The organism is Vibrio sp. J383 (assembly GCF_023503985.1).
Taxonomy (GTDB): domain Bacteria; phylum Pseudomonadota; class Gammaproteobacteria; order Enterobacterales; family Vibrionaceae; genus Vibrio; species Vibrio splendidus.
Genome location: NZ_CP097293.1, coordinates 81461 through 96527 on the forward strand (window position 1 = coordinate 81461; position 15067 = coordinate 96527).

At 43.8% G+C, this 15067-nt stretch carries 13 protein-coding genes and 4 tRNA genes; 3 read left to right on the forward strand and 14 right to left on the reverse strand.

The annotated features are described in order from the left end of the window. Positions 1-30 precede the first annotated feature (30 nt). The 12 genes from rpoB to M4S28_RS00425 all read right to left on the reverse strand — a co-directional run bounded on the left by rpoB (position 31) and on the right by M4S28_RS00425 (position 9658). Positions 31-4059, reverse strand: a complete 4029-nt coding sequence (gene rpoB / locus M4S28_RS00370) for a DNA-directed RNA polymerase subunit beta (RefSeq protein ID WP_029222057.1) — start codon at positions 4057-4059, stop codon at positions 31-33. A 235-nt stretch (positions 4060-4294) separates the two neighbouring features. Next, a complete protein-coding gene (gene rplL / locus M4S28_RS00375; protein ID WP_054548256.1) occupies positions 4295-4660 on the reverse strand; it encodes a 50S ribosomal protein L7/L12 in 366 nt (121 codons plus the stop codon). Positions 4661-4717: 57 nt separating this feature from the next. Next, positions 4718-5212 carry a 50S ribosomal protein L10 gene (gene rplJ / locus M4S28_RS00380; protein ID WP_017077558.1) on the reverse strand — a complete coding sequence of 165 codons (495 nt, stop codon included), beginning with the start codon at positions 5210-5212 and terminating at the stop codon, positions 4718-4720. A 244-nt stretch (positions 5213-5456) separates the two neighbouring features. Next, positions 5457-6161, reverse strand: a complete 705-nt coding sequence (rplA, locus tag M4S28_RS00385) for a 50S ribosomal protein L1 (protein ID WP_017077557.1) — start codon at positions 6159-6161, stop codon at positions 5457-5459. Between the two features lie 4 nt (positions 6162-6165). Beyond that, positions 6166-6594, reverse strand: coding sequence for a 50S ribosomal protein L11 (rplK, locus tag M4S28_RS00390; RefSeq protein WP_010435555.1), 429 nt, complete (start codon positions 6592-6594; stop codon positions 6166-6168). Positions 6595-6806: 212 nt separating this feature from the next. Further along, the gene (gene nusG / locus M4S28_RS00395) at positions 6807-7355 is read right to left on the reverse strand and encodes a transcription termination/antitermination protein NusG (RefSeq protein ID WP_012605006.1); all 549 of its coding nucleotides are present in this window, start codon (positions 7353-7355) and stop codon (positions 6807-6809) included. Between the two features lie 13 nt (positions 7356-7368). Then, positions 7369-7746, reverse strand: a complete 378-nt coding sequence (secE, locus tag M4S28_RS00400; protein ID WP_017073785.1) for a preprotein translocase subunit SecE — start codon at positions 7744-7746, stop codon at positions 7369-7371. 223 nt (positions 7747-7969) lie between these two features. Further along, a complete protein-coding gene (gene tuf, locus M4S28_RS00405; protein WP_012604914.1) occupies positions 7970-9154 on the reverse strand; it encodes an elongation factor Tu in 1185 nt (394 codons plus the stop codon). Between the two features lie 95 nt (positions 9155-9249). Continuing rightward, a tRNA-Thr gene (locus M4S28_RS00410) sits at positions 9250-9325 on the reverse strand. A 14-nt stretch (positions 9326-9339) separates the two neighbouring features. Further along, positions 9340-9414, reverse strand: a tRNA-Gly gene (locus tag M4S28_RS00415). Positions 9415-9452: 38 nt separating this feature from the next. Continuing rightward, positions 9453-9537: transfer RNA gene (locus M4S28_RS00420), tRNA-Tyr, on the reverse strand. A 45-nt stretch (positions 9538-9582) separates the two neighbouring features. Continuing rightward, positions 9583-9658, reverse strand: a tRNA-Thr gene (locus tag M4S28_RS00425). Positions 9659-9868: 210 nt separating this feature from the next. On the opposite strand from M4S28_RS00425, the gene coaA reads away from it, so the two are divergent. Continuing rightward, complete coding sequence (gene coaA / locus M4S28_RS00430; RefSeq protein WP_249632126.1) at positions 9869-10792, forward strand: type I pantothenate kinase; 924 nt, start codon at positions 9869-9871, stop codon at positions 10790-10792. 7 nt (positions 10793-10799) lie between these two features. On the opposite strand, the gene birA is transcribed toward coaA, so the two are convergent. Both birA and murB read right to left on the reverse strand, forming a co-directional pair. Then, positions 10800-11765: a bifunctional biotin--[acetyl-CoA-carboxylase] ligase/biotin operon repressor BirA gene (birA, locus tag M4S28_RS00435; RefSeq protein WP_249632127.1), complete on the reverse strand. Its 966-nt coding sequence runs from the start codon at positions 11763-11765 to the stop codon at positions 10800-10802. Further along, entirely contained in the window at positions 11762-12808 is a 1047-nt protein-coding gene (gene murB, locus M4S28_RS00440; RefSeq protein WP_029405772.1) for a UDP-N-acetylmuramate dehydrogenase, read from the reverse strand. The genes birA and murB overlap by 4 nt, the downstream gene beginning before the upstream one ends. A 66-nt stretch (positions 12809-12874) precedes the next feature. Here murB and M4S28_RS00445 point away from each other — a divergent pair, with 66 nt between their 5' ends. Both M4S28_RS00445 and pssA read left to right on the forward strand, forming a co-directional pair. Beyond that, positions 12875-13306: a GNAT family N-acetyltransferase gene (locus M4S28_RS00445; RefSeq protein ID WP_017086923.1), complete on the forward strand. Its 432-nt coding sequence runs from the start codon at positions 12875-12877 to the stop codon at positions 13304-13306. Positions 13307-13397: 91 nt separating this feature from the next. Continuing rightward, positions 13398-14738, forward strand: a complete 1341-nt coding sequence (gene pssA, locus M4S28_RS00450) for a CDP-diacylglycerol--serine O-phosphatidyltransferase (RefSeq protein WP_249632128.1) — start codon at positions 13398-13400, stop codon at positions 14736-14738. The last annotated feature ends 329 nt before the right edge of the window (positions 14739-15067 follow it).

The following is a 15067-nucleotide window of genomic DNA, read 5'->3' on the forward strand; positions in this document are numbered from 1 at the left end:
TAATCCAATCTTCTTTATAAAAAAGAGGGATTACTCTTCGTCTTCTAGCTCGATGTTGATACCTAGCGAGCGAATCTCTTTCAACAGTACGTTGAACGACTCTGGCATGCCAGGTTCCATGCTATGGTTGCCATCTACGATGTTCTTATACATCTTAGTACGGCCGTTAACGTCATCCGACTTAACTGTTAGCATTTCTTGTAGAGTATATGCAGCACCGTATGCTTCTAGTGCCCATACTTCCATCTCACCGAAACGCTGACCACCGAACTGAGCTTTACCACCAAGTGGTTGCTGAGTTACTAGGCTGTAAGAACCCGTTGAACGAGCATGCATCTTGTCATCAACCAAGTGGTTCAGTTTCAGCATGTACATGTAACCAACAGTTACAGGACGCTCAAACGAATCACCAGTACGACCATCAAACAGTTTAAGCTGACCAGATTCTGGCAGATCACCCAGTTTAAGTAGTTCTTTGATTAGAGACTCAGAAGCACCGTCGAACACAGGAGTAGCAATCGGTAGACCGCCACGTAGGTTCTTAATCAGTGTACGAACTTGATCATCAGACAGTTCAGCAATATCAACTTTCTGACGAGTATCACCAAGATCATAAACCTTCTGTAGGAACTCACGGAACTTATGCAGTTCTTGTTGTTCCTTAACCATTTGGTTGATCTTGTCACCGATACCTTTCGCAGCCAAACCTAAGTGAACTTCTAGGATCTGACCGATGTTCATACGCGATGGTACACCCAGCGGGTTAAGTACGATGTCTACAGGCTGACCTTTCTCATCGTATGGCATGTCTTCAACAGGGTTAATCTTAGAGATTACACCTTTGTTACCGTGACGACCGGCCATCTTATCACCAGGCTGGATACGACGTTTAACCGCTAGGTAAACTTTAACAATCTTAAGAACGCCAGGCGCTAGATCATCACCTTGAGTGATTTTACGACGCTTAGTTTCAAACTTCTTATCGAAGTCTGCTTTTAGCTCATCCCACTGCTCAGCAAGTTGCTCAAGCTGTGTTTGTAGCGCATCGTCTTCTAGAACTTGCTCTAGCCATTGCTTACGACCAATAGTATCAAGCTTAGCTTCAGAGTAACCACCAGACAGAAGTACAGCTTTAACACGGTTAAGAAGGCCACCCTCAAGAATTTGGAACTCTTCAGTTAGATCTTTCTTAGCTTCTTTAAGCTGCATCTGTTCGATTTCAAGTGCACGTTTGTCTTTCTCTACGCCATCGCGAGTGAAGACTTGTACATCGATGATAGTACCCGAAACAGAGTTTGGTACACGTAGAGAAGTATCTTTAACATCAGATGCTTTCTCACCGAAGATAGCACGTAGTAGCTTCTCTTCAGGAGTCAGTTGAGTTTCACCTTTAGGGGTTACTTTACCAACTAGGATGTCGCCACCCTTAACTTCAGCACCAATGTAAACGATACCTGACTCGTCTAGTTTAGACAGAGCAGACTCACCTACGTTTGGAATATCAGCTGTGATCTCTTCAGAACCCAACTTAGTATCACGAGCCACACAAGATAGTTCTTGAATGTGGATTGTCGTGAAACGATCTTCTTGAACTACGCGCTCAGATACTAAGATCGAGTCTTCGAAGTTGTAACCGTTCCAAGGCATGAATGCGATACGCATGTTTTGGCCAAGAGCAAGTTCACCAAGGTCAGTTGAAGGACCATCAGCAAGAACATCACCGCGTGCAACTGGTTCACCAGGAAGTACAGTTGGACGTTGGTTAATACATGTGTTTTGGTTCGAACGCGTGTACTTAGTTAGGTTGTAGATATCGATACCAGCTTCGCCAGGTACCAATTCATCTTCGTTAACCTTAACTACGATACGAGAAGCGTCTACAGACTGAACTTGACCACCACGTTTAGCAACCGCTGTAACACCAGAGTCAACTGCGATGTTACGTTCAATACCAGTACCGACTAGAGGCTTATCAGCTCTAAGTGTTGGTACCGCTTGACGTTGCATGTTGGCACCCATCAATGCACGGTTCGCATCATCGTGTTCTAGGAACGGGATAAGCGAAGCAGCGATAGATACTACTTGGTTTGTCGCAACGTCCATGTAGTCAACGTGCTCGCGTGGGTGAAGACCAGATTCACCTTTTTGACGAGCTGTGATTAGCTCATCTGCAAACGTACCTTCTTCTGTAAGAATAGTGTTTGCTTGCGCGATTACGAATTGACCTTCCTGGATTGCAGACAGGTAATCAACTTCTTCTGTTACTACACCATCTACTACACGACGGTACGGAGTTTCTAGGAAACCGTAATCGTTACAACGTGCAAACGCAGATAGCGAGTTAATTAGACCGATGTTTGGACCTTCAGGCGTTTCGATCGGACATAGACGACCGTAGTGAGTTACGTGAACGTCACGTACTTCGAAGCCTGCGCGCTCACGAGTAAGACCACCAGGACCTAAAGCAGAGATACGACGTTTGTGCGTAACTTCTGACAATGGGTTGTTTTGGTCCATAAACTGTGAAAGCTGTGAAGAGCCAAAGAATTCTTTAACTGCAGCAGAGATCGGCTTAGCATTGATAAGATCTTGAGGCATGATTGCATCAAGGTCACCAAGGCTTAGGCGCTCTTTAACGGCACGTTCTACACGAACTAGACCAACACGGAATTGGTTTTCTGCCATTTCACCTACAGAACGGATACGACGGTTGCCAAGGTGGTCGATATCGTCCACTTCACCAATACCGTTACGGATGCCGATCAGTTTCTTCATCACTTCGATGATGTCTGATTCATCCAGAGTACCGCGCTCTTCTTCTTCTTCACGCTCGATAGAGCTGTTGAATTTCATACGGCCTACAGTTGATAGGTCGTAACGATCTTCAGAGAAGAATAGGCTTTCGAACAATGATTCTGCAGCTTCTTTCGTTGGTGGCTCGCCAGGGCGCATCATGCGGTAGATTTCTACCAATGCAGAGATGCGATCTACTGTGCTATCCGCACGTAGAGTGTCTGACATGAATGGACCATGGTCTAGGTCATTCGTGAACAGCACTTCTAGAGTCTTGTGACCTGCTTGAGACAGGTTAGCAAGTGCTTCTAGGCTAATCTCTTGGTTTGCGCCAACGATGATCTCGCCAGTTGCTTCGTTGATGTAATCTTTCGCAGCAATCTTTTCAACGATGTACTCTACTGGTACTTCGATGTGCTCAACGCCATCTTTTTCAAGTTGACGGATATGGCGAGCAGTAACACGACGACCAGTCTCAACGTAAGTTTTACCGTTTGATTCGATGTCGAATGACGCAGTTTCACCACGTAGACGATCAGGAACCAACTCCATAAGTAGAGTTTGGTCTTTAACTTCGAAGTTCACCTTGTCGAAGAACAGATCTAGGATCTCTTCAGTCGATTTACCAAGTGCACGAAGAATAATCGATGCTGGTAGCTTACGACGACGGTCGATACGTACGAATAAGTTATCCTTAGGATCGAACTCAAAGTCTAACCATGAGCCACGGTAAGGAATTACACGTGCGTTATAAAGAACTTTACCTGATGAGTGGGTCTTACCCTTATCACTGTCGAAGAACACGCCTGGGCTTCGGTGCAGCTGGGATACGATAACCCTCTCGGTACCATTAATTACGAAAGTACCATTGTCTGTCATAAGCGGAATTTCGCCCATGTAGACTTCTTGTTCTTTAATGTCTTTTACAGTGCCTGCTGGTGCGTCTCGATCAAAGATAACTAGACGTAGTTTTACGCGTAGTGGCTTTGAGTAAGTTACACCGCGGATTTGACATTCTTTAACGTCAAAAACTGGCTCACCAAGACGGTAGCTAACGTATTGCAGCTCAGAATTGCCGTTGTAGCTCTGAATTGGAAATACAGAACGGAAAGCAGCTTCAAGACCGTATTGACCTTCAGGATCCTGTTCGATGAATTTATCGAAAGAATCAAGCTGGATCGATAACAGGTATGGAATGTCCAAAACTTGTGGACGAGTACCAAAATCCTTACGGATGCGCTTTTTCTCGGTATAAGAGTAAACCATGGGGTTCCTCAGCTCGCTGATAAGTGACCCAAACCACCCAAAACACTCTTCAGAGGGGGCGGTGACAAACAGCTGTTTACTGTAGTTGAACAGTCATTTCGAAAAAATGACCGTTTTTTTGCTCGGATTATGACGGTTAAACAGCGGGAAATTCGTCATAGCCCTACAGCGCAAAAAGGCCGGTGGTTAATAAACCACCAGCCAATAGCCTTGCGGCTAGGAAATTAAGTAATAATTACTTGATTTCAACAGAAGCGCCAACTTCTTCTAGCTGTGCTTTAAGAGCTTCAGCTTCAGCTTTGTCAACGCCTTCTTTAAGCGCTGCAGGAGCTGAGTCTACAAGACCTTTAGCTTCTTTAAGACCTAGGCCAGTTGCGCCACGTACAGCTTTGATAACTTGTACTTTGTTAGCGCCAGCAGCAGTAAGGATAACGTCGAATTCAGTTTGCTCAGCAGCAGCTTCAGCAGAAGCACCACCAGCTACAACTGCAGCAGCAGCAGTAACACCGAATTTTTCTTCCATAGCTTCGATAAGCTCAACAACTTGCATTACAGACATTTCTGCAACTGCGTCTAGGATTTGCTCGTTAGTAATAGACATAACAATTCTCTTTTAAGTCAACAATAAGTTTAAATAGCAACCAGTGAAAAGCAAGGCTTATGCCGCAGCTTCTTCTTTTTGGTCGCGAACAGCAGCGATAGTACGAACCAGCTTGCCAGCAGAAGCTTCTTTCATGCACATCATTAGGCGTGCGATAGCTTCGTCGTAAGTTGGTAGTGTCGCTAGTACATCAGCATCAGTAACTGCGCCTTCAAATGCAGCAGCTTTGATCTCGAATGTTTTGTTCTCTTTAGCGAAGTCTTTGAAAAGACGTGCTGCAGCACCAGGGTGCTCGTTAGAGAACGCAAGTAGGCTAGGACCAGTAAATGTGTCTTGTAGACACTCATACTCAGTACCTTCTACTGCACGGCGTGCTAGTGTGTTACGAACAACTCTCATGTAAACACCCGCTTCGCGAGCTTGTTTACGTAGAGAAGTCATCGCGCCAACAGTAACGCCACGAGAGTCAGCTACAACTGCAGAAAGTGCACCACTGGCTGCTTCGTTGACTTCAGCAACAATTGCTTTTTTGTCTTGAAGATTTAAAGCCATTTGGATTAACCTCTGGTTGTGATTACAGCACTCAATATAAAATACATTGAGCGTTTACGATGTTATTCAAAAATGAATAAATTCATTTCAAACGACAACATCGCCTACGTAGGTTTTATTAAGCTTCACCTTAAAAAGGTTTAGCGCCTACGGTCTTGGGATAGACGGTTATGAATTGCTTCAAAAACCACCCAACCACAAATATTAGGCGCAGAAGTATACACTAAATCTGCGCCAAAGCAAATTAGTTTGCTTGAGTGTCAAGACTAGCTTGATCAACAGTAACACCAGCACCCATCGTAGTAGAGATGCTTACTTTCTTCAGGAAAGTACCTTTCGCTGAAGAAGGCTTAGCTTTCTTAAGAGCAACTAGAAGTGCTTCTAGGTTCTCTTGAAGCTGGTTAGCTTCGAAAGATGCTTTGCCGATAGTAGTGTGGATGATACCGTTCTTGTCGTTACGGTAACGAACCTGACCAGCTTTAGCGTTCTTAACCGCTTCAGCAACGTTAGGAGTTACAGTACCAACTTTAGGGTTTGGCATTAGACCGCGTGGACCTAGGATTGTACCTAGTTGACCAACAACGCGCATTGCATCAGGAGAAGCAACAACAACGTCAAAGTCCATTACGCCTTTTTTCACTTGCTCAGCAAGATCTTCCATACCAACGATATCTGCGCCAGCTGCTTTAGCTGCTTCTGCGTTTGCACCTTGAGTGAACACAGCAACGCGGATTTCACGGCCAGTACCGTGAGGTAGCACAGTTGCGCCACGTACGTTTTGGTCAGATTTACGAGCATCGATGCCTAGGTTAACAGCAACATCTACAGACTCAACGAATTTAGCAGTCGCTAGTTCTTTAAGAAGAGCAACAGCTTCGTTGATTTCGTATTCTTTAGTTACTTCAACTTTGTCGCGGATTACGCGCATACGCTTAGTAAGTTTTGCCATGATCTTATCCCTCTACCACTAGGCCCATTGAACGAGCAGTACCAGCAATAGAACGCTTCATTGCTTCGATGTCAGCACCAGTCATATCAGCAGCTTTAGTTTCTGCGATTTCCTGAACTTGAGCGTCAGTTACAGTACCAACTTTCTCAGTGTTTGGACGACCTGAACCAGACTTAACGCCAGCAGCTTTCTTAAGAAGAACAGCAGCAGGTGGAGTCTTAGTTACGAACGTGAAAGAACGGTCGTTGTAAACAGTAATTACTACTGGAGTAGGTAGACCTTTCTCAACAGATTCTGTTTTTGCGTTGAACGCTTTACAGAATTCCATGATGTTCACGCCGTGTTGACCTAGAGCAGGACCAACCGGTGGACTTGGGTTTGCCATACCAGCTGCAACTTGCAGTTTGATATAAGCTTCAACTTTCTTAGCCATGATATTTCCTAATTTTTGGGTACATGCGCTAGCCCTAAGGCAAGCTCCCCTTAATTTCAATTAACTCTTTCTTACTTCGATAGAAGCAAAAAGGCGCGAAATTATAATCATAATTCGCGCCTTTAACAACCCTAAAAAGGTGGTTTTTTATACTCTTTTATTTTGAACAACTTATGAAGCATTTATCCACAGCTTGTTCAAAAGTTAGAGTTTTAGTCTAGCTTTTCAACTTGACCAAATTCAAGCTCAACCGGTGTTGCACGACCAAAGATCGATACAGATACCTTAATGCGGCTTTTCTCGTAATCTACTTCTTCAACTGTACCGTTGAAATCAGCAAACGGACCATCGTTCACACGAACCACTTCACCCGCTTCGAACATTGTCTTAGGACGTGGAGACTCGCTCGCTTTCTCTAGACGGTTCAAGATAGCATCAGCTTCTTTGTCAGTGATTGGTGCAGGACGATCAGAGGTACCACCAATGAAGCCCATAACACGAGGGATACTGCGCACTAAGTGCCATGATTCATCATTCATGATCATTTGCACTAATACGTAGCCAGGGAAGAACTTACGTTCGCTTTTACGGCGTTGACCTGCACGCATTTCCACTACTTCTTCAGTAGGTACTAAAACGTCACCAAAGAACTCTTCCATGTCGTGCATTTTAATATGTTCGCGTAGCGATTGAGATACACGACCTTCATAGCCAGAAAAGGCTTGAACTACATACCAACGTTTTTTTGGAGCTTCACTCATGAATCAGAACCCTCTACACCCCAGTCGCTAGAGAAACTAAACGGACCATAATGCCGTCAATTCCCCAAAGCACTAGAGACATAACAATACATACAGCTAAAACGATCAATGTAGTTTGCATAGTTTCTTGGCGAGTAGGCCAAACAACTTTACGAATCTCCATACGAGATTCTTTTGCAAAATCGATCGCAGCTTTACCTTTAACTGTTGTTGCTGCAACGCCTAGTGCGGCAGCAATCAGCACAACTACACCTGCAGCGCGAATTACAACAGACAATTCACCATACAGGTAATTACCCACAACAGCAGCAGCCAACAGTACAAAAGCGACTACCCACTTCATTGTATCTGCTGCACCTGAGCTATCAGGAGTTTCAGCGTTTGCTTTCATAAAACCAACCTGTGATAAGTCTTAAATATAGACGACAATAACCCCGCTGTTGCAGGGCACATTCCTTTGCGTTGCAAAACAACACATCTAACAGTCATTTTAGTCAAAAAGACCGTTTAATTCTTTGCTAAGAGCTAAAATTGATGCCAAAACATCCAACTCTTTTTTCAGCGAAGAAAAAGGGCATCAAATGATGCCCTTTTTACTAGTGGTTCGTCAAATCTTATGCAAAGATTTTAGCTACAACACCAGCACCAACTGTACGGCCACCTTCGCGGATTGCGAAACGTAGACCTTCGTCCATTGCGATTGGAGCGATTAGCTCAACAGTCATTTGAACGTTGTCACCTGGCATTACCATTTCTACGCCTTCTGGTAGAGTGATGTCGCCTGTTACGTCAGTTGTACGGAAGTAGAACTGTGGACGGTAACCCTTGAAGAAAGGAGTGTGACGGCCGCCTTCGTCTTTAGAAAGTACGTATACTTCAGACTCAAACTTAGTGTGTGGGTTGATTGAACCTTTAGCAGAAAGTACTTGGCCACGTTCAACGTCATCACGCTTAGTACCACGTAGAAGTGCACCAACGTTCTCACCTGCACGACCTTCGTCAAGCAGTTTACGGAACATTTCAACACCAGTACAAGTAGTAAGAGTAGTTTCTTTGATACCAACGATTTCTACTTCGTCACCTACACGTAGGATACCGCGCTCGATACGACCAGTAACTACTGTACCACGACCTTGGATTGAGAATACATCTTCAATAGGAAGTAGGAACGGTAGATCAACAGCACGCTCTGGAAGTGGAATGTAAGAATCTAGTGCTTCTGCAAGCTCAACGATCTTGTCTTCCCACTGCTTTTCGCCGTTTAGAGCGCCAAGTGCAGAACCTTGAATTACTGGAAGGTCGTCTCCTGGGTACTCGTACTCAGAAAGAAGTTCACGTACTTCCATTTCTACTAGCTCAAGTAGCTCTTCGTCATCAACCATGTCACATTTGTTCATGAATACGATGATGTAAGGGATACCAACTTGACGACCAAGTAGGATGTGCTCACGTGTTTGTGGCATAGGGCCATCTGTAGCAGCAACAACTAGGATACCGCCGTCCATTTGAGCAGCACCAGTGATCATGTTTTTAACATAATCGGCGTGTCCAGGACAGTCTACGTGTGCGTAGTGACGTTCAGGAGTATCGTACTCAACGTGAGAAGTTGCGATTGTGATACCGCGCTCGCGCTCTTCTGGAGCGTTATCGATAGATGCGAAATCTTTAGCAACACCGCCGTACACTTTTGCAAGTGTAGTACAGATAGCAGCAGTTAGAGTTGTTTTACCGTGGTCAACGTGGCCGATAGTACCAACGTTTACGTGCGGTTTCGTACGTTCAAATTTTTCTTTAGACATGGGGTGTCCCTCTAGGTACGGATTAGGTGGCTTAAAATAAGACCACGCAACCAAAAAAAATGGTTTTCTTTATTAAAGGAGAAGAAGCTTTAGACTGGTGCTAATACCCAGAGTCGAACTGGGGGCCTCACCCTTACCAAGGGTGCGCTCTACCGACTGAGCTATATCAGCACACAAAAATGAGTTGGAGCGTGCAGCGGGAATCGAACCCGCATCATCAGCTTGGAAGGCTGAGGTAATAGCCATTATACGATGCACGCAACACGTAACTCTTTTGAGCTATTTAACCTTTAGAATATGGTGGAGGGAGACGGATTCGAACCATCGAAGGCAGTGCCGGCAGATTTACAGTCTGCTCCCTTTGGCCACTCGGGAACCCCTCCAAATTTTGATCTTTCTCTCGCTCTCTATAAATAGAAGGGAGAAAGTGGTGCCGACTACCGGAGTCGAACTGGTGACCTACTGATTACAAGTCAGTTGCTCTACCTACTGAGCTAAGTCGGCACAAGTGGGGCGCATTTTATTGAATGATTTTCCACCTTGCAATAGTAAATTGCAAAAAAGTGCAAAATTCTCTTATCAAATTCCTATATACGGTTATTTAGCTCAAGGTTTCTGCCTTTAATCCGCATCTAGTAAAGGAAGATATTTAATTTATCTATCGCTTGATGTATTTTCCATGCACTTGTTTTGTTATCCACTATAGAGTTTTGTATGAGCCCATTTATGTCATTTGACCGCGCGCAGTGGTCTGAACTAAGGAATTTAGTTCCAATGACACTTTCTGAGAGCGATTTGAAAGAGCTTCAAGGCATCAATGAAAAGCTGACAATGGAAGAAGCAGTAGAGATTTATCTACCGTTATCGCGCCTGTTAAACCTCTATGTGGCCGCTCGACAAAATAGAAACTCAGTGCTTCATCAATTTCTGGATAAGAAAGAAACTGCGCCACCATTCATCATTGGTATTGCTGGCAGTGTAGCAGTAGGGAAAAGTACAACAGCTCGTCTATTGAAAGCTTTGCTATCTCGTTGGGAAAACCACCCTAAAGTTGAGTTAGTTACGACAGATGGCTTCTTATATCCAAATCAAATATTAGAAGAAAAAGGATTAATGAGTAAGAAAGGGTTCCCTGAGTCCTATGATATCAAAGCTCTAGTCAATTTTGTTTCAGACGTAAAGGCATGTAAGCGTAATGTGACTGCACCTGTGTACTCTCATCTCACCTACAACATTACCAAGGAAGTAAAAGAGGTCGACTTACCCGATGTGCTCATTATCGAAGGGCTCAACGTTTTACAAAGCGGTATGAATTACCCACATGAGCCTCATAGAGTCTTCATTTCAGACTTCCTCGACTTCTCATTGTATGTCGATGCTGAAAGCGCTCAAATTCAACAATGGTATGTAAATCGTTTTATGAAGTTCCGTGAAGGTGCCTTCGCTAAACCTGGTTCATATTTCGGGCACTACACTAAATTATCAGATCTTGCCGCTAAGGAAAAAGCAGAAGGTATTTGGCAATCAATCAATGGTTTAAACCTAGAGCAGAATATCCTTCCGACCAGAGAAAGGGCTCACCTGATTTTACGCAAAGGCGCAGATCATATGGTTGAGGAAGTGTTACTAAGAAAATAATAACCTCTTAGTCCCCTTTTCTTAGAGATATCTCTCCACCGATATAGCTCTCAACACCGTTCTCAGTTTTGAGTAACACGGCACCTTGTTCATCGATACCCTGTACAACACCTTCAATTTCTCTAGGTCCAATGATCAGTCTAACGTTGCGACCTAAGAAGTTATCTAAACGATTCCACCGTTCGACAAAATTAGACATTCCTTTCAACTCATAGTCGGCAAGTGACTTGTCCCAAGCATTGATCAGAGCCTGTGCTAACTGGTTACGGTCGGGCACTTTTCCATCACAGACCTCTTTGAGAGACGTCCACGGCTGACCAATACCTGATGTTGTCGGGTCCATGGACAGGTTTAGTCCCAAACCAATAACAATATGAGCAGCGCCACCAGACTGTCCTGACAACTCGACTAAAATACCCGCGAGTTTCTTATCATTATGGTAAAGATCATTCGGCCATTTCAGTTTAACACCTTCAACACCCATCTCTTCCAAGGCTTCAACAACAGCAACGCCAACGACAAGGCTTAACCCCATAGCGGCAGCCATACCTGCATCGAGCCTCCAATACATTGAAAGGTAGAGATTTGCACCAAATGGCGATACCCACTCTCTTCCACGACGTCCGCGACCTGCAGCTTGATATTCAGCAATACAGACCGAACCCGATTCGAGGGTATTAGTACGCTCTAATAGGTGCTGGTTTGTTGAACCTATGATTGGAATGAGTTCAAGAGAAGCATCACGACTGACAGAAGACAATTTTTCTTGGTCAAGCATATCTAAACGACTGGCTAGCTTATAACCTTTGCCTTGTACTCGGTAGATATCTAACCCCCACTCTTGGATACCTTTAATGTGCTTACTGATAGCCGCTCGTGATACACCGATCATTTCACCTAAGTATTCACCAGAATGAAACTCACCATCGGCAAGACATCTCAATAGTGCAAGCTTAGTACTGTGCTCTCTCATGCCAATGACTCCAAAGCTTTATCAAGGTTTGTCTCGCAGTCTCGTCCCATAAAACGCACTTCATGTTCCAATCGAATATCGAATTTATTCAAGACTGATTGGCGCACTCGCTCTGCAAGCTTAAGGATATCCACAGCAGAAGCCTCATCATAATTGATGATAACTAATGCTTGGTTTGGGTGAACTTGAGCCCCACCTTCAGTCACGCCTTTGAACTGGCATTGATCAATCAGCCAACCTGCAGCTACTTTGATCATGCCATTACTCTCATAGCCGACAATGTTGGGATATAGAGCTAACAGGCGATCAAAATGATCTTTGATGATCACAGGGTTTTTGAAGAAGCTACCCGCATTGCCTTGGACTCTAGGATCTGGCAACTTACTTGAACGGATAGCGCATACTTCATCAAATATAGTACGAGGTGAGAGAGTTTCAGCTGGTAGGCTTTTTAACGGACCATAGTGATTACATGGTTTCCACTCTTTAGGTAGGGTCAAACCAATCGCAACAACAATCGCTTTGCCATAGAGAGCGTGCTTAAAAATAGAATCTCGGTAGCCAAAGAGACATTCCTCTTTGCTTAACCGCTTAACTGTATATGTATCCAGATACAGAATATCAACATATTCGCATACGTCTTGCAGTTCAACACCATACGCACCAATATTCTGAATCGGAGCAGAACCTGAACAACCCGGTATCATTGCGAGGTTTTCTAGACCACCCAGACCTTTATCAACACTCCACTCAACCAAGCTTGGCCAATCCTCACCACCACTCACATGCAGAAGGTGATGACGGTCCGTCTCGGTCAGCTCAATCCCAGCTAATTTATTCACAATGATCAAACCAGCGAAATGCTTGGTAAAAAGCATATTGCTGCCCTTACCCAGAATTAACTTAGGTGAAGTTGACCATTTAGGATTCCTATAAACCGAAATCAGTTCGTCGATCGTAGTTACTTCAACCAACGCATCACAGGTCTGATCGATAGAAAAAGTATGAACATTTTTTAAACTAGCATTGAGATGGAATTGCATGGCGATATTCAATTAACTTACACTGCCATCATTCTACAGCAGATAAACCAATGGCGCAGTGACTGAATGAACAATGTCATCATTACTCAATTAGACCCAGTAAAGGTTCCCCTAGTTAAACGTTTCTATAAGGAACATTATCCAACGGGAAAAGCGAACAAGAGTGAACTGATCTATTCGTTATTACTAGATAACGAGCTTTGTGGTGTCGTGCGTTTTCGCACCATTGAAGATAATCGCTTACTTACTGGTATGGCGATATCAAAACAACATCGTGGTAAGCAATTAGGCTCTCTGCTTATGGCCTATTGTGCGAAACATACGTTAACAGCAAGCGATTATTGCTTTGCTTATGCTCATCTCACCAACTTTTACTCTCGACACAAGTTCATGCAAGTAGACCCAAAAGATCTTCCTAATGGCCTAAGAGTTTTGTACGAGCGCTATTCAAATAGCGGAAAAGATCTCATTCCTATGCATTATCAGCAAAATTGTTAGAGAATGCCTCGATTATCTAGTATTTGATGCTATCCCTTTGGTAAAATTAAAGGTTCGTAATTTTGCATATTTTTAAGGTAAAACAGTCAATATGATTGCCAGTAGGAATCCATTCATACAGTTGCCAACCATAGCGCAGAATCCTGACAAGTTTGAAGCACTACTATCAGCGCAAGAGTTTAGAGCTCGCTTACTTGATGAGATATCTCGCGCAACAACTCGTATTAGTTTAGTCGCTTTGTATCTTGAAGATGATGAGGCTGGCCGTGAGATCCTAACTGCCTTATATGAAGCAAAGCAAAAGAATCCAGAATTAGATGTGAGTGTGTGTGTCGATTGGCACAGAGCTCAACGTGGATTGATTGGCGCAGAGTCTTCTGAAGGCAATGCAGCCATGTATAAAGAGTTTGCGGTAAAATATCAGCACTCTGTACCCGTCTATGGCATTCCAGTTCGCGGCAAAGAAGTCTTTGGCGTATTGCACTTAAAAGGCTTTATCGTCGATGACAGCGTGATATACAGCGGTGCAAGCCTTAACAATATCTACCTGAACTACCATGACCGCTATCGCTTTGATCGTTACCACGTTTTAAACAACGCAACGCTTGCTGATACGATGTTTACATACGTACACGAACAGATGGTTTCAGACATTGCTGTTTATGATTTGGCTGATAAGAACAAACCAGCTACCAAAGAACTGAAACCTGCAATTCGTCAGTTCCGAGCATCGTTAGCAAGATCTCAATATCAATTCGATGGTCAAGATGTTTCTCCCGAACAAGTCGCTGTGACACCATTGGTAGGTATCGGCAAGAGACGTAACCGTCTGAATCAGGGAATCAATCAACTTGTCGCTCAGGCTAAAGACGAGATCTTCATCTGCACACCTTACTTCAACTTCCCACCTAGCCTAGCTAAAGAAGTGAAGAAAGCACTTAAGCGTGGTGTAAAGGTCAGCATTGTTGTTGGTGATAAGACAGCCAATGACTTCTTTATCTCCCCAGAAGAAGAGTTTAAAACGATTGGTGGTTTACCATACCTTTATGAGCTGAACCTACGTCGTTTCGCTAAAGCCAACGAAGCTCATATTGCTAGTCGTAACCTTTCGATTCGACTTTGGCAACACGATTCAAATAGCTTCCATCTAAAGGGTATTTGGGTCGATAAGCGCTACATGCTTCTAACAGGTAATAACCTAAATCCTCGAGCATGGAAACTGGATCTAGAAAACGGTATCTTTATCCAAGATAACTACCATCATCTAACAGACAAGTTCCAGGCTGAAGTAGATAATATTCTTCAACATACTCAGCTAATCTGCACTTATAAGCAATTGGACAAGGTTGAGAGCTATCCGATGGAGGTTCAGAAGTTGATTCGTAAGATCACTCGTGTCAAAGCCGATAGAGTCCTTAAGCAAATACTGTAGTAGATGTATTAAAGTACTAATTATCAACGCCTAGCAAACGCTAGGCGTTTTTGTATCTGCGAGATAAGTTTGTCTGATGTAATTTCGCTATTTACTCAATACTAGTACCAACACCTAAATCTCCAAGTATCTACCTTTATTAGTCAGCCTAATAATTAAGATGCGGCTATCAGATACAAATAACAACCAAGTCAGATACCAACTCAATCGACAATTACTTTCTATATCCTACGCCACTCACTACAGCGAGGAACTAGCGTGATAGATCCCCCCCTTATGCTCAGTTGTGCTTAGATTAGTCTAATTTGAGACTCCGTTATCTTTAGGGG

Bases quoted from the DNA above. Each gene is read 5' to 3' on its own strand.
- rpoB (WP_029222057.1), bottom strand. From the start codon at position 4,059: ATGGTTTACTCTTATACCGAGAAAAAGCGCATCCGTAAGGATTTTGGT.
- rplL (WP_054548256.1), bottom strand. From the start codon at position 4,660: ATGTCTATTACTAACGAGCAAATCCTAGACGCAGTTGCAGAAATGTCT.
- rplJ (WP_017077558.1), bottom strand. From the start codon at position 5,212: ATGGCTTTAAATCTTCAAGACAAAAAAGCAATTGTTGCTGAAGTCAAC.
- rplA (WP_017077557.1), bottom strand. From the start codon at position 6,161: ATGGCAAAACTTACTAAGCGTATGCGCGTAATCCGCGACAAAGTTGAA.
- rplK (WP_010435555.1), bottom strand. From the start codon at position 6,594: ATGGCTAAGAAAGTTGAAGCTTATATCAAACTGCAAGTTGCAGCTGGT.
- nusG (WP_012605006.1), bottom strand. From the start codon at position 7,355: ATGAGTGAAGCTCCAAAAAAACGTTGGTATGTAGTTCAAGCCTTTTCT.
- secE (WP_017073785.1), bottom strand. From the start codon at position 7,746: ATGAAAGCAAACGCTGAAACTCCTGATAGCTCAGGTGCAGCAGATACA.
- tuf (WP_012604914.1), bottom strand. From the start codon at position 9,154: ATGTCTAAAGAAAAATTTGAACGTACGAAACCGCACGTAAACGTTGGT.
- coaA (WP_249632126.1), top strand. From the start codon at position 9,869: ATGAGCCCATTTATGTCATTTGACCGCGCGCAGTGGTCTGAACTAAGG.
- birA (WP_249632127.1), bottom strand. From the start codon at position 11,765: ATGAGAGAGCACAGTACTAAGCTTGCACTATTGAGATGTCTTGCCGAT.
- murB (WP_029405772.1), bottom strand. From the start codon at position 12,808: ATGCAATTCCATCTCAATGCTAGTTTAAAAAATGTTCATACTTTTTCT.
- M4S28_RS00445 (WP_017086923.1), top strand. From the start codon at position 12,875: ATGAACAATGTCATCATTACTCAATTAGACCCAGTAAAGGTTCCCCTA.
- pssA (WP_249632128.1), top strand. From the start codon at position 13,398: ATGATTGCCAGTAGGAATCCATTCATACAGTTGCCAACCATAGCGCAG.